Annotated in this window: 11 protein-coding genes; 3 read left to right on the top strand and 8 right to left on the bottom strand. The window is 51.5% G+C overall.

What is annotated here, in order from left to right; translation table 11 throughout:
- Nucleotides 1-6 precede the first annotated feature (6 nt).
- The gene (locus AC4QZR_RS04380; RefSeq protein WP_494479799.1) at nt 7-1,236 is read right to left on the bottom strand and encodes a BaiN/RdsA family NAD(P)/FAD-dependent oxidoreductase; all 1,230 of its coding nucleotides are present in this window, start codon (nt 1,234-1,236) and stop codon (nt 7-9) included.
- Between the two features lie 28 nt (nt 1,237-1,264).
- Nucleotides 1,265-2,092, bottom strand: coding sequence for an SDR family oxidoreductase (locus tag AC4QZR_RS04375; protein ID WP_494479798.1), 828 nt, complete (start codon nt 2,090-2,092; stop codon nt 1,265-1,267).
- A gap of 81 nt (nt 2,093-2,173) precedes the next feature.
- Between AC4QZR_RS04375 and AC4QZR_RS04370 the strand changes: the two genes are divergently transcribed.
- Together AC4QZR_RS04370 and AC4QZR_RS04365 are read left to right on the top strand one after the other, a co-directional pair.
- Nucleotides 2,174-3,628, top strand: a complete 1,455-nt coding sequence (locus AC4QZR_RS04370) for a phytoene desaturase family protein (RefSeq protein ID WP_494479797.1) — start codon at nt 2,174-2,176, stop codon at nt 3,626-3,628.
- Between the two features lie 206 nt (nt 3,629-3,834).
- Nucleotides 3,835-4,668: a DNA/RNA non-specific endonuclease gene (locus AC4QZR_RS04365; protein WP_494479796.1), complete on the top strand. Its 834-nt coding sequence runs from the start codon at nt 3,835-3,837 to the stop codon at nt 4,666-4,668.
- A gap of 67 nt (nt 4,669-4,735) precedes the next feature.
- Here AC4QZR_RS04365 and AC4QZR_RS04360 read toward each other — a convergent pair whose 3' ends face one another.
- On the bottom strand, nt 4,736-5,140 hold the full coding sequence (locus AC4QZR_RS04360) for a nuclease A inhibitor family protein (protein WP_494479795.1): 405 nt from the start codon (nt 5,138-5,140) through the stop codon (nt 4,736-4,738).
- A gap of 123 nt (nt 5,141-5,263) precedes the next feature.
- Between AC4QZR_RS04360 and AC4QZR_RS04355 the strand changes: the two genes are divergently transcribed.
- On the top strand, nt 5,264-6,136 hold the full coding sequence (locus AC4QZR_RS04355) for an SDR family oxidoreductase (RefSeq protein WP_494479794.1): 873 nt from the start codon (nt 5,264-5,266) through the stop codon (nt 6,134-6,136).
- A 591-nt stretch (nt 6,137-6,727) separates the two neighbouring features.
- Here the strand turns inward: AC4QZR_RS04355 and AC4QZR_RS04350 are convergent.
- The 5 genes from AC4QZR_RS04350 to AC4QZR_RS04330 all read right to left on the bottom strand — a co-directional run bounded on the left by AC4QZR_RS04350 (nt 6,728) and on the right by AC4QZR_RS04330 (nt 13,390).
- On the bottom strand, nt 6,728-7,387 hold the full coding sequence (locus AC4QZR_RS04350; protein WP_494479793.1) for an SCO family protein: 660 nt from the start codon (nt 7,385-7,387) through the stop codon (nt 6,728-6,730).
- 10 nt (nt 7,388-7,397) lie between these two features.
- Nucleotides 7,398-8,201 carry a formylglycine-generating enzyme family protein gene (locus AC4QZR_RS04345; protein ID WP_494479792.1) on the bottom strand — a complete coding sequence of 268 codons (804 nt, stop codon included), beginning with the start codon at nt 8,199-8,201 and terminating at the stop codon, nt 7,398-7,400.
- A 19-nt stretch (nt 8,202-8,220) separates the two neighbouring features.
- A complete protein-coding gene (gene nirK, locus AC4QZR_RS04340) occupies nt 8,221-9,699 on the bottom strand; it encodes a copper-containing nitrite reductase (RefSeq protein WP_494479791.1) in 1,479 nt (492 codons plus the stop codon).
- A 150-nt stretch (nt 9,700-9,849) separates the two neighbouring features.
- Nucleotides 9,850-11,745: an NADP-dependent phosphogluconate dehydrogenase gene (gnd, locus tag AC4QZR_RS04335; RefSeq protein WP_494479790.1), complete on the bottom strand. Its 1,896-nt coding sequence runs from the start codon at nt 11,743-11,745 to the stop codon at nt 9,850-9,852.
- Between the two features lie 184 nt (nt 11,746-11,929).
- The gene (locus tag AC4QZR_RS04330; protein WP_494479789.1) at nt 11,930-13,390 is read right to left on the bottom strand and encodes a S41 family peptidase; all 1,461 of its coding nucleotides are present in this window, start codon (nt 13,388-13,390) and stop codon (nt 11,930-11,932) included.
- Between the last annotated feature and the right edge of the window lie 198 nt (nt 13,391-13,588).

The raw sequence follows: 13,588 nt of genomic DNA, 5'->3' as shown, positions 1-13,588 counted from the left end.
GCTATGCTAGTATATGGAAGCGGCCATGGCCCGGCCCGCTAGGTATCCGGTCGTCCAGGCGGCCTGAAAGTTGAAACCACCCGTAATGCCATCCACATCCAGCACCTCGCCGGCAAAATACAGACCCGGGTGCAGACGGCTTTCCATCGTTTTCATGTTGATCTGGCTTAAATCAATGCCTCCGCAGGTCACGAACTCTTCTTTGAACGTGGTCTTACCGTCCACATCGACGGGCATTCGGAGAAGGGCCTCCACCAGTTTGTTGGTGTTTTTGGCAGGCAGTTCTGCCCATTTCACTTCGTCACCTATACCGGCTATACCTGTCAGCGCTTTCCACAGTCGTTGCGGCAAACCGAAAAGCGGGTTGGTGGTCACGATCTTCTTGGGGTGCGCCTTCCGGAAATTGTGCAGGTGCTCGCGCAGGCTTTCCTCTGTCTGGTCATGCACCCAACTGACCATGGCCGTAAAGCGGTAGTTCATGCCGTGAAACAGGCGGGCGCCCCAGGCGGAAAGTTTGAGAACTGCCGGACCGCTGTAGCCCCAGTGGGTGATCAGCAACGGCCCTTCGTACTCCAGTTTCTGACCGGCTATGCGTACCCTGGCCTGCGGCACTGAGACCCCCTGCAACTCTTTGAGCGGAGAGCCCGGCACGTTGAAGGTAAACAGGGAAGGAACCGGTTCCTGGATGGTATGCCCGAGCGCCCGCAGCCAATCATAACTCTGGCTTTTGGGGCTGCCTCCTGTGCTCACCAGCACCCTGTCGGCCTGCAGTTCACGGTTGTTGTTCAGGTATAAGGTATAGCCTCGCTTCTCAGCCCGTGGCTCGATGCGCTCCACGGCTATACCTGTTTTCACCTCCACACCAGCTTTAGCAGCTTCACGCTGCAGACAGTCGATAATGGTCTGGGAATTGTCTGTTACCGGAAACATGCGCCCGTCGGGCTCTGCCTTTAACCTGATGCCCCGTTGCTCAAACCATTCCACTGTTTCAGTTGCACCGAAAGTCTTGAAAGCTTCCTTCAACTGTTTGGCGCCTCGAGGGTAATGCTGCGAAAACACGGTTGGTATAAAACAGTGATGCGTCACGTTGCAGCGGCCGCCACCCGAAACCCTCACTTTCGATAACAGCTTGTTGCTCTTCTCGAGGATCGTCACCTGTGCCTTCGGGTTGGCCTGCGCACAAGCGATCGCACCAAAATAGCCCGCTGCCCCGCCACCTATCACTACTATTTTCATGTTAATGAATTGCTAAATTGTTAAATGGCTAAAAGAAGGCCATTGGATCGGGGTAGGAGAAGACGTAGACCAGGTCTTCTTTTAATTTCTGGCTACTGATCAGCTTAAAATGGGTTTCTTCCATGTCCTTAAAAGTCGGGGATTCCAGGTCAAGGGCTTTTGCGGCAGCTTCGTAGAAAGCTCTCCGGCTCGGATGCTCGTCTGCGCAGGCGTTGTATACCTGGCCCCATTTTTCCTGCGCGATAATGCGCTCCAGTATGTTCAGGCAGTCCTCGAGGTGGATCATGTTGACAGGAGCATCGCCGTTTGGCAGATCATGCTTGCCTGCCAGGAAGCGACCCGGCTGCCTGTTGGCTCCAACCAGTCCGCCAAAGCGTACCACCGTGCACACCCAGTTCTCACTGTCCTGGAACATCCGTTCAACCTTTAGGAGTGTATTATCCGGGTCAAGTTCATCGGTAAAGCTGGTGTCTTCCTCCGTCACAATCCGGTTGAGCTCTGGGTATACCGAGGTCGAGGATACGAACAGCACGCGGCTCACGAGCGAAGCTAGCAGTGCCTTACGCAATACTGTCATTTGTTGCAGGTAACTCTCGCCGCCATCAGCACGAAGCTTAGGAGGGATGTTGAGCACCAGCACCTCTGCCTCCAAAAAATCTTCGAGTACCTGTTGGTCAAGTTGTGGATCAGAAAGGTTAATCTGGAAGGGATTTATACCTGCCAGGCGGAGTGTCTCCAGTTTTGGCTCGGAAGTAGTGGATCCGTTTACCCGATGGCCGGAACGTACCAGGGCATCCGCCAGCGGAAGGCCGAGCCAGCCGCAACCCATGACACTGATGTCAGCTTTCTTTTGCATCGCTTTGGTGTTTTGTAGTTAACATTCCGTAAGCTCACTTGTTAACGTTTGCGACAAAGGTAAGCCTAAATTTATACATACATGCAGTACGATGTCATCCTGATCGGCTCTGGTTTTGGTTCGCTCACAGCCGCTGCCCTGCTTGCGAATAAAGGATTGAAAGTAGCTGTGCTGGAACAGGCCAAGTACCCTGGTGGCTGCGCCTCTTCTTACAAACGCAAAGGCTATTGGTTTGAGACAGGGGCCACTACCCTGGTCGGGCTGGACGAGCACATGCCCTTACGCTACCTGCTTGATCAGATAGGTATAGAACTCCCGTTGATCAAACTTCAAACTCCTATGCAAGTGCATCTGCCGGATGGGCAACTACTGACACGCTATGGCAATCTCGAAGCCTGGATTGAAGAAGCGGAGCGTGTGTTTGGACCGGAGGGTCAGCGGCCATTCTGGGAGCACTGCTACCGCGTTAGCCAGCAGGTATGGCGCACGTCCTTGGAGCAACAATCGTTTCCATTTTCGAATGTGCAGGACCTGTGGCACGCGTTGCGTCAGGTTCGATCTCATCAGCTTTCTCTGTTGCCGGGCGCTTTCAGAACCATGCACGAGCTGCTCAAACGGTATCGACTGCTGGACAATAAACTTTTCACCGACTTCGTGAACGAGCAGCTACTGATCACGGCACAAAACCAACTGGAGGAAGTGAATGAACTGTTCGGCGCAACTGCTCTGTGCTATACCTTGTTTGGCAACTACTATGTGGAAGGTGGCATGATCGGACTGGCCTGGGCACTTGAGCTATACCTGAACAAACAAGGCAGCACCATTTTGTACCGGCACCATGTGAACCAGATTGTGCCTCAGTCAGACGGTTACGAAGTCCGTTGTATGGCAGGCACTTACCGTTCCCGTTTTGTGATCAGTGGTATTCCTCTGAACGACACTTATCAGTTATTTCAGGACGAGAAGGTCAGGCAGAAATTAAGGCCTTACTTATTGCCTTCTGAGAAGCTGAATGGCGCCTTCACCATGGCCATCGCGCTCCGCCATGCACCTGCTATACCTGTGCTGCACCACCAGGTGCACGTGCCAGAGGGGTTGCCGCTGATCAAGAGCAAGAGTATCTTTGTCAGTTATAGTCACCCGGCAGACGAATTCAGAGCGAAGGCAGGGGAGCGGGTAGTAGCGATCAGCACGCACGTTCCCGATCCGGCTGCTCTTCGGATTTATGACAAAAGGCAATTGCAGGAAGCTATCATCACCAAAATGGAGGAATTAGGTATGCTGAACCGGGAAGACATTTTATACCTGGACTCAGCCACACCGGGCGCCTGGATCTTCTGGACACAAAGAGCTTACGGCATGGTGGGCGGCTACCCGCAGTACCGCGACATCAAGCCATGGCAAATGAAAGACGCCCGGCTCGATCACAAAGGCGCCTATGTCTGTGGGGATACCGTCTATCCGGGGCAGGGGATCGTAGGCGTTTGCCTGAGCGGCATTATCGCGGCCAATAAGCTGCTACAAGATCATTTTTAGGTATAACCGTTGCTAACTTATTGTACAGATCCTGCCCGCCTCATTTAGTATCAATCTGAACCAATTATTTATAGATACTAGCAATTACATAGGGTAAATCAAGTGCTGTTCTACGTTTTTATATAAACTTTCGTGAATATGAAGTTCAGATACTGCTTGCTTCGAGTCAGAATGGCAATTTTACTGCCTCAATGAAAGTTTACAAAATGCTAAAGAGCTTTAAATGCATATCCTATTTCGCCTTTGTCGGATGGATGTTGGTATCGTGTTCGCAAGGAGAGGAAGTGGTTCCCAAAGGTGACAACCTGGCTATGGGTAATCCGAGCGACGCAAACACTGGTTTTTCGAATTACTATATCCAAAAGGAACAGTACGCCATGTCTTTCAACTCTTACCGCGGCACGCCTAACTGGGTGAGCTGGCACCTGAGCAGCGCCTGGATGGGCAGTACACCGCGTCAGGATGACTTTCGGGGCGACAACACGCTGCCGGAAAGCTTTTACAGAGTGCTTCCATCAGACTATACAGGAAGCGGCTTTGACCGCGGACATAACACGCCGTCAGCGGATCGTACGCATACGGTCATAGATAACTCTGCGACCTTCCTCATGTCGAACATAATTCCGCAGGCGCCGACAAACAACCAGCAGACCTGGGCCAATCTGGAGAACTATTGCCGCAAACTGGTAAGCCAGGGCAATGAACTCTACATCATCATGGGGCAATATGGCAAAGGCGGGACAGGTAGCGCTGGCTACAAGGAGACACTGGCGGGCGGCAAGGTAACGGTGCCGAGCCGGATATGGAAAGTGATCGTGGTGCTGCCGGAGGGCACAAATGATGTGGGTCGCGTGACAAACAGCACCCGCGTAATCGCGATCGACACCCCGAACTCCAACAGCATCAGCACCAGTTGGGCAACCTACCGCACGACTGTAGATGCGATCGAGTCCAAGACGGGCTATGATGTGCTCTCCAATGTGTCTGCTGCGGTTCAGGAAGTGATAGAGGCCCGGGCGGACAACGGCCCGACATCTTAAGGTATAGGTGCTCTTTCAAGCTATAAAAAAATCCCCGGCTGTACTAGTCGGGGATTTTTTCGTTTGATCAGGTTTCGACTACCAAGGTTTTGAGGCCGGCAATCTCCCCATCGGATGTGCGGCCAAGTATCAGCACCATTTTCTGCGTTTCACCGACGCGGTATACCTTCACATCGTTTAAGAGCTCGTGCAGTTTCTTTTCCAGGTGCTGGAAGCGGTTTGCCTGCTGCATACCTTCTTCACCTGCCTCTGGTCTTGCTTGGGTCATGTTCCGGAAAAAATAACCTAACTCCAGTTCCTCGAAAGGATATTCGGCGGGCATGCCCGCCAGTCGTAGCACGGTGTCTTTGTCCAGTTTCTCGTGCCGGAAGTTTTCGGCGTGATAAAACTCAAAGGGGGCGTCGGTTTCGCTCATCATGAGCAGTCCGTCCGTTGCCGCCTTCAGTTCTGCTTCAATAGTTTTTAGATCCATAGTTTTAAATTGCTTCAGCAAAAGAATGCTTCTTTTACTCTTATTTTCGCCTTTGGTTCTTATCTTTAGCTAGTCAGCCCTGACAATTATACGTTAGCTTTTTAAAACAAACAAAATAAGACAATGAAGGCAGAACCTATGCTGAAAGAAGGCGCGCTGAAAGGCAAAACCATTGTGGTAACGGGTGGCGGCACCGGCCTTGGCCGCTCCATGACAAAATATTTTCTGGAGCTCGGTGCCAACGCCGTGATCTGCAGCCGCAAACAGGATGTGCTCGATAAAGCCGCCCAAGAGCTGATGCAAGAAACCGGCGGACAGGTGTTGCCGGTCGTGTGCGACGTGCGCAAGTACAACGAAATCGAAGCCATGCTGCAGGCCACGCTCGACAAATTCGGCAGAGTAGATGTGCTGGTGAACAATGCGGCCGGCAATTTCGTGAGCCCGACAGAGCGCCTCAGCCACAAAGCCTTCGACGTGATCACCGACATCGTCCTCAAGGGAAGCTACAACTGTACCCTGGCGCTAGGCAAACACTGGATTGAGCAGAAGCAGGAGGGAACCATCCTCAACATTGTGACCACTTACGCCTGGACCGGTTCCGGCTATGTAGTGCCTTCTGCCTGCGCCAAAGCCGGCGTGCTGGCCATGACGCGCTCCTTAGCTTCTGAGTGGGCCAAATACGGCATCCGCTCCAACGCCATCGCTCCCGGGCCTTTCCCGACCGAAGGCGCCTGGACCCGTCTTTTCCCAAAACAACTCGCCGACAAACTCGACCCGTTGAAGCGTATACCTGTCGGCCGCTTCGGCGAGCACCAGGAACTGGCTAACCTGGCCGCCTACTTAGTATCAGATTACGCTGCCTTTGTGAACGGTGAAGTAGTGACGATCGACGGTGGCGAGTGGCTGTACGGCGCCGGCGAATTCAACTCCTTTGACCAGATTCCGCAGGAAATGTGGGATGCGATGGAGAAGCAGATGAGAGGGAAACAGGGGTAATTAATTTAGTGAATGAGTGTTTTGGTAAGTTACTGATTGAGAGAATGAGTGCCCGCGTGAGTTAGGAGTCACGATGGTATATTGTAGGGACAGATCGCGACCCCATGCTGTCAACTTAAGCAATGATTAACTTAAGCTGTCATCTCGACGATAGGAGAGATCTGGGTTCTTTCATAATTTTCACACTAATTCAGATTTCTCTCAAGTGTCGAAATGACAAAAATCTTAATTTGACGGCATGGGGTCGCGACCTGTCAGAATCGTGAACCTGTAATCCTTCACGAAACGGCACGGGATACCTGATGCCGTCTTTCTTCGTAAACACAGGCTCTTTCGGATTTATCAATCCGAAAACAAACAGTAGAGGATGTCCTAATCCCCGTGTAGCTGTAAACCTACGCACGGGGATGTGGACATCCCCAACAGATTGCTTCGGGACATGGATATTTCGAAGAGCCTTATATTAAATTAAGAGCATTCTCTGGTGGGGAGCCTCGTCATAGAGAAAGTTCTGATCAATTACTACAAACAAAAATCCCTGGACAATGCATTTGAATGCAGTCCAGGGATTTTTTAATTGATGGCTATACCTCAAATCTTCTGCAGAAGGCCTTTTATGGCATTAACCGTTTCATCCGGTTCTACGCCGAGTCCTTCGGCCTGGTGGATGATCTCGCCGTTTTCATTGAGCACCGTGATGATGTTGGAGTGGGAGATCTCGCCGTCGAGTTCTACTTTGTACTTCATGTTCAACAGGGCTGCCAGTTCCCGGATATTATCCTGCTCGCTGGTTAGCAAAGTCCAGCGCTTCGGGTCCAGGTTGTTGGACTTAGCGAAGTCCAGCAGGCGCTCCGGTGTGTCGCGGGCAGGGTCCATGGTCACGAGCACGATCCCGATGTCTTCCCGCTTGTATTGGTCTAGTCCCATCTCGATGCGCTTCAGGTCGGCAATGATGCGGGGACAGGCATACCCGCAGTGGGTATAGACCATGGCTACCAGCTGCACTTTGCCCTGGAATTCCTGGAGCTTCAAGGCTTGAGCGTTCTGGTTCTGCCAGCCAGATTCCAGTTGGTAAAGCGACATATCGGTCAGCCCGGCAGTAGGTATAGCCAGGTTGCTGGTGCCGTCGGGCAGCTCTTCAGCGGCCAGTGGTTTGGTGCAGCAGCTGTCTTCTTCATGGGCCACTTCCTGCTGACAGGCTGTGAAACCAAGAGCAATCAACATGAACAGGTATAAGGTATAGCGTTTCATTACAATCAGATTATTTTTTGGCAGTGGTCTGTGCAGGTACATCCTGCGCGCATCTAAAGCCCAGGTTAGCCACCGTGTAGTTGGCTTTGAGGCTGGAGCGGAAGGCGTAGCGCATAAAGGCCACATAATTTTTCACATCACTGGCTCCGGTCGATCCGGCTCCGCAGAACAGTTGCCTGTCCATGCTGGCGTTTTGTCTGGACTCACCCACGATCAGAGCGGAGTTGAAATCAGAGGTCCATTCCCATACCAGTCCTATCATACCGTAAAGGCCGTAGTAGTTTTTAAAGGCGTCCTTCACGGGTGGCAGGTACTTCGGGTTTGGCTGGCTGTACCAATCAAGGCTGCGCTGGTAAAAGCTGGGCTCGCTGGAAGCATCCTTTTTCGATTCGCTGGCCAGTGCGGCAAACTCCCATTCGTTTACAGTAGGTAGTCGCTTGCCTTGGCACTCGCAGTAAGCCTTGGCTGCAAACCACGACACGTTGATCACGGGGCTGTCTTTGAGCTTGTCTGCAGCAGTACCCACACCCAGCGGGCTGGCCCAGTGCTTCAGGTAGCCGGCATCTGCAAAAAGCGCCTTTACTTCTGACTTCTGCCATTTCGGATATTTGCTTACAAAAGCCTCATACTGGGCATTGGTGACCGGGTACTTGTCCATCTGGAAGCCCTGCACCGTCACAGCCTGGTTGTTGCTGCCGTAAAGCGGCACAAAAGTGCCTCCCTTCACATGAACCATGTCGGCAGGAGAGCCCTTTTGTGCTTGTGCTATACTACAGGCTCCGAGCATCAGCAAGATTGTCAGAAGTCGTCGCATGATTGATACTTGTTAAGGATTAGTGCTTGTACTTGGCTTTGGCTTTTTTCACCTGCTCCGGTGTGATCTCACCACCTTTGTTACCCCAGCTGTTTACCACATAGGTCATCACGTTAGCGATCTCTTCGTCAGACAGTTTCAGCTTCGGCATGGTGCTGTTGTATACCTCGCCGTTCACTTTGATCTGGCCTTCCAGACCGTGGGCTACTACCCCAATAGAGCGATCTACGTCGGCATTCAGGTAGTCAGACTTGGCAAGCGGAGGGAAGGCGCCTTTAATACCTTGGCCTTCTGCCTGGTGACAGGCCTGGCAGTTCTGCGCGTAGAGGGTTTTGCCCAGTTCGAGGCGCATGTCCTTGTTAGAGGCAAAGGCAGCTTTCGGTGTGTTAGACTTCGGCATTTCTTGCACGGTAGAGCCTTCTGGCAGGTAAATCTTCTGCTCGGTCTGTCCGGAGAATACCGCCAGGTTGTCCGGTCCTTCTACTTTCAGCATACCCAGTGCGCCTTTGTTGAAGGTTCTGAAGATGGAGTGGTCTACCAGCACATAGTTGCCTGGCACATCTGCCTTAAATTCTGTTATAGCGGAGCCACCAGCAGGCACCAGCGTGGTCTGCACATTTTTGTTCACGGTTGAGCCACCTTCTACATATACATTGTCAAAGATCTCACCGATGACGTGGAAACTGGATACCAGGTTAGGACCGCCGTTGCCCACGAAGAGACGTACTTTGTCACCTACCTTGGCGGTGATGGCATTGTCGCCTGTCATAGAGCCCACAGAGCCGTTGAACACTACATAAGAGGGTCTTTCGTCCAGGGCTTTCTCCATGTCGAAAGGCTGCAGGCCAGGCGCACCGAAACCTCCCTTGGTGTAAAAATCACCCTGCATCACGTAGTACTCCTTGTCAACAGGCGCCATACCTTCTTCCGGCTCCACCATGATCAGGCCATACATACCGTTGGCGATGTGCATACCTACCGGCGCTGTGGCGCAATGGTACACGTACAGGCCAGGGTTGAGGGCTTTGAAGTTGAACACTGTTTCCTGGCCAGGCGCTGTGAAAGTGGCAGCAGCGCCGCCGCCCGGGCCGGTCACGGCATGCAGGTCAATATTGTGTGGGTTTTTGCTGTCGGGGTGGTTCATGAGGTGAAACTCCACCTCGTCGTTCTGGCGTACGCGGATGAACTTGCCCGGCACTGAGCCGCCGAAGGTCCAGAAGGTATAGTCTACGCCGTCAGCCAGTTTCTTCACTACTTCGGTCACCTCCAGGCGCACCACCACTTTGGCCGGGTGCCTGCGGGTGATAGGAGCCGGAACAAGTGGGGCATCCGTCAACTCCGCTTCGATCACGGGCATCTCAGTGGGAGCGGCCGATTCGTTGAGGGAGCTTAAGATTTCAGCATTTGTGGTCTTGGTGCCACAGGAAGAGGCGACGCCGAGGCAGAAAATGCCCATCATGGCCAGCCGTATTGCTTTTGGTAAATGTGACCGTTTCATAAGAATAGCTGTTAGAGTGTCTTTATGTTCACAAAAGAACACCAGTAACTCTTCTATTCTTATGACGGTAGTCAGCGGCAGAAGTGACTTATATCACTTGTGATGTAATTTTAAAAAGATGTTTAAACACTATATTTATCCAGTATTTATTCAATCTTTCCAGTTAGTATGAAAGTACTCTCCGGTTGGTTTGTCCTTGCGCTGGTAAGTGTGCGCTCCGAAGTAATCCCGCTGCGCCTGTATCAGGTTGGCCGCTGAGTCAGCGGTACTATACCCTAAGAAATAATTTAAGGCAGCAGAGAGCACCGGCAGCGGTATACCGTACTGTAGTCCCAGCGACACGACAGAAGCAAAACCCTGCCGCGCGTTTCGGATCCGATCAACGATAGGAGGGGCCATGAGCAGGCGCTGCTCCTGCTGGTAGATTTCTACCAGCTCTTCCATCAGCTCAGAGCGAATAATGCAGCCGTTGGTCCAAATGCGGGCAATTTCGCTTAAGTTCAGGTTCCAGTCCAGTTGCACAGACACTTCACGCATTAAGCTAAAGCCGATCTCGTGATTGATAATGCGGGTTACCTGGTAGGTTTGCTTCAGACTTTGAACAAAGCTGTTTTCATCGATCGTAACATTAGGGTTTTGTTTCTGGTAGAGGTCTGCCGCTTTTACCCGTTCGGTTTTTATGGCGGAAAGCGCCCGGGACATTACGGCGGCTGAAAGGGTGTCGTACGGTACGCCGTACTCCAAGGCTACAGCTGACGACCAGCCCCCGGTGCCTTTCTGCTCAGCCTGATCCAGTATTTTGTCGAGCAGTAGTTCGTCACCTTCCTTCTTCTGCAGAATGTCAATTGTGATCTCCAGCAGGTAACTTCCCAAACCATTTTTTTGCCAATCTGAAAAAATGGTAACAATATCTGCGGTCGCTTTACCTAGCATATAGCGTAAGAGCGAATAAACCTCCGTCAATGCCTGCATCTCGGCATACTCTATCCCGTTATGCACTATCTTCACGAAATGTCCGGCTCCGTCAGGTCCAATGTAGGTGGTACAAGGCTTGCCCTTGCTGTCCCGGGCCGCGATCAGCTCTAGGTATTTGGCTATCTGTTCATATCCTTCACGCGGACCGCCGGGCATAATGGACGGGCCTTTGCGGGCGCCTTCCTCACCACCGGATATGCCGGTACCCACGAAGTGCAGCCCTTTGCCGGAGAGCAGAGCAGTACGCCTTGTCGTATCTTTATAATAGGAGTTACCACCGTCAATCACCACATCGCCTGGCTCCAGCAGCGGGATGAGTGCTTCCAGCTGCGCGTCTATGGCGCCAGCAAAGATCATCAGAAGCACTTTGCGCGGCTTTTCCAGCGACTGCACAAACTCTTCAAGCTGGTCAAAGCCTTTTATATTAGTGAAGGAAGGGTTTTCGGAAATTAACTGTTCGGCTATACCTTCTTCTTTACCCGGCAGGTGTCGGTTATATACTGCAACACGCACACCATGACTGGCCAGGTTCAGGGCCAGGCTTTTGCCCATCACACCAAGGCCGATCACACCAAATTCTGATTGTGGGTTCATATGCTTTAGTTTAGTCATTACTTCCTGCACGATCTGCTCAGGACTTAAGGAAACATCGACGTGAATGCCGTAGGCTGGCTTCTCCAGCGCTTGCAACTGCGACTCCAACATGGCAGGCGGCATGAAGTGCGCATGCCGCGTCTGCAGTCGCTTCAGGATGGTGTCGCGGGAACCATCCAGGTAGATCCAGCTAATGCCCGGAACAGTTTGCAGCTTTTTGCGGTAATCCTCCTTCAGGGCAGAGCAGGCCAATACGGCACCTCCATTTGTTTCCCAAAAAGGAATCAAACCGGCCAACTGTGCCAGCCAGGGTGCCCGGTCCTGGTCGTTCAAAGGTATACCTTGGCGCATCTTGTCAATGCTCTGCCGGGGGTGGTAATCGTCTGCATCATAAAAAGGGAGCCGCAGCCTGCCGGCAAGTTTCTGGCCGACCGTGGTTTTGCCACTTCCTGTTACTCCCATCACGATGTAGATCATATTTGCTGAAATTAAGGTACTCACCCCGATTTTTCAGGAGCCACCATACACTGTTTGGTTTTGTACGGAATTGAGGAGAGTAGTTTGCAAATAACGAATTGCTTAGCACATGAAAGTACCTGCTCGTGGTTAAGTAAACCACGAGTGCGTATTTCAGAAATAAGAAAAGGTATATCAGGTATACCTAATTAGAGGGGTGTGTTTTACCAGCTTTCAGCAACTGCCGCATGTGCTGTATGCTGAGTTCGAGTATGTCTGTATCCGGGCTCACGTATACGTCAGGGGCCATACCGTAAGGGTCAATCGGATTTTCGGCCACATCACGGGCTCGAAGGGTGGAAGGGTAGCGCAGATCAAAGCAGTCGATGTTTTTGGTCAGCACCATAAAACCATCGACAATACCGGCCGTGTTCTGTCCATACAAGATCACTTTGTCGCTTTGGCGGGCCCTGTACACGAAGGTCTCGCCGGAACTGATCGTTTTCCCGTTTATCAGCACAGCCGCTTTTTGATGTGGTGCATAAAGGGTATCGGGCTTGTAGGTGCGGGCATATTTTTCCTGATTATACCAGAACATCGTGTTTTTTAATGACATCACGTAATCATACTCTGCCTTATCGGCCTTATCCATCTTCTCAGGATCTTTGCCAGCCAGCAGCGATTTTAAATTGCCCTCCGACAGCCAGGTGCCAATGTTGGGGATCTGTACAGGACCGGATAATACATAAGGCAGCACCGGCAGGTATACGGCGTCGTTTCCGCCATTATTATCCCGCACATCGATAATGATGAATTCTGCCTTGATCAGTTCCTGGTGATGGGCTTTGAGTAGACTGTCAACAAAGGCGGGTTGTTTCTCATAGAAAACCGGGAAGCGTATGTAGGGTACATCACCCTCTAACATCCTGAAGTGAAAGTCGCTGTAGCGCGCGATCTCTTCTGGTGATTTTGTTCCTTTGGCAGCGGGCCATACCTTGTGCCAGGTGTTATAAGACTCGAATTCCAGCTTTTCGGGGCTCTGCAGTTTTGTTTTAAACTGTCGGCTGCTGTTGTCATCCATGTAGTACACGGCCTCATAATCATTTCCGTATACCTGGTTCAGCTCAAAACGCACATCTCCTGTTTTCCAGATGGCATTATTGCTTTCGAGGACCACCCCAACAAAATCCCGCTTGCGGTCACTTGTCCTGGGGTTAGGCATGATGCCCACTTCATAAGCGCCATACTTCCAGATACCCAGCAGGTCATTAGCCTGGTATGCTTTCTTCTTCTGTATCTTCTTCAGGTCAGTGATAAAAGTGGCTCTGTCTACTTTTATGTGCTCGCGCAATTGCTGAATTCCATTGACTCCGGTGAATTTTATATTGTTGTGCCCATCCCTGAAAAACGCCAACCATTGCTTCAGTACAGGCAGGCAGTCCTCTATGGCTGTGACAGCCTTGGCCTTGTCGCGGTACACAGCTTTGTTTGCAAGGTATAGCTCCCTATTTTGGTCTGTTACTTTGATGTGAAATAGGGCATAGTCGTTTTCGTATACCTGCACCGCCTGCTCAAACGCATCAGCACACTTACAGTCCTGTGCCTGGACTGGTACTGCAAATGTGATGGCAATAAGCAGGCATAGTAGGGTAGAGGTTGTTTTCATAGAGGGAGGTGGGGTTTTTAGAGTATGTGGGGGAGGTGAATTAGTTCTCTAGTATAACGTACTGGGCTTTGCGGTGGCGTAGCTAAAGTTTAGGTGTGGTTGCACTAAACCTTCGGTAGCTGGTTTTAAAAAGCAGCGGATAAGGGCTATCTTTTGGATTCACATTTAACTTCTAATTAAGATGAAAAAAAAGAGCCT

This window comes from Pontibacter sp. YIM B11418 (assembly GCF_059278805.1).
The sequence above is the reverse complement of the archived record's forward strand: the minus strand, read 5'-3'. Positions and strand labels throughout refer to the sequence as shown.

Coding starts and splice junctions, on each gene's coding strand:
- AC4QZR_RS04380 (WP_494479799.1), bottom strand. CDS start 1,236: ATGAAAATAGTAGTGATAGGTGGCGGGGCAGCGGGCTATTTTGGTGCG.
- AC4QZR_RS04375 (WP_494479798.1), bottom strand. CDS start 2,092: ATGCAAAAGAAAGCTGACATCAGTGTCATGGGTTGCGGCTGGCTCGGC.
- AC4QZR_RS04370 (WP_494479797.1), top strand. CDS start 2,174: ATGCAGTACGATGTCATCCTGATCGGCTCTGGTTTTGGTTCGCTCACA.
- AC4QZR_RS04365 (WP_494479796.1), top strand. CDS start 3,835: ATGCTAAAGAGCTTTAAATGCATATCCTATTTCGCCTTTGTCGGATGG.
- AC4QZR_RS04360 (WP_494479795.1), bottom strand. CDS start 5,140: ATGGATCTAAAAACTATTGAAGCAGAACTGAAGGCGGCAACGGACGGA.
- AC4QZR_RS04355 (WP_494479794.1), top strand. CDS start 5,264: ATGAAGGCAGAACCTATGCTGAAAGAAGGCGCGCTGAAAGGCAAAACC.
- AC4QZR_RS04350 (WP_494479793.1), bottom strand. CDS start 7,387: ATGAAACGCTATACCTTATACCTGTTCATGTTGATTGCTCTTGGTTTC.
- AC4QZR_RS04345 (WP_494479792.1), bottom strand. CDS start 8,201: ATGCGACGACTTCTGACAATCTTGCTGATGCTCGGAGCCTGTAGTATA.
- nirK (WP_494479791.1), bottom strand. CDS start 9,699: ATGAAACGGTCACATTTACCAAAAGCAATACGGCTGGCCATGATGGGC.
- gnd (WP_494479790.1), bottom strand. CDS start 11,745: ATGATCTACATCGTGATGGGAGTAACAGGAAGTGGCAAAACCACGGTC.
- AC4QZR_RS04330 (WP_494479789.1), bottom strand. CDS start 13,390: ATGAAAACAACCTCTACCCTACTATGCCTGCTTATTGCCATCACATTT.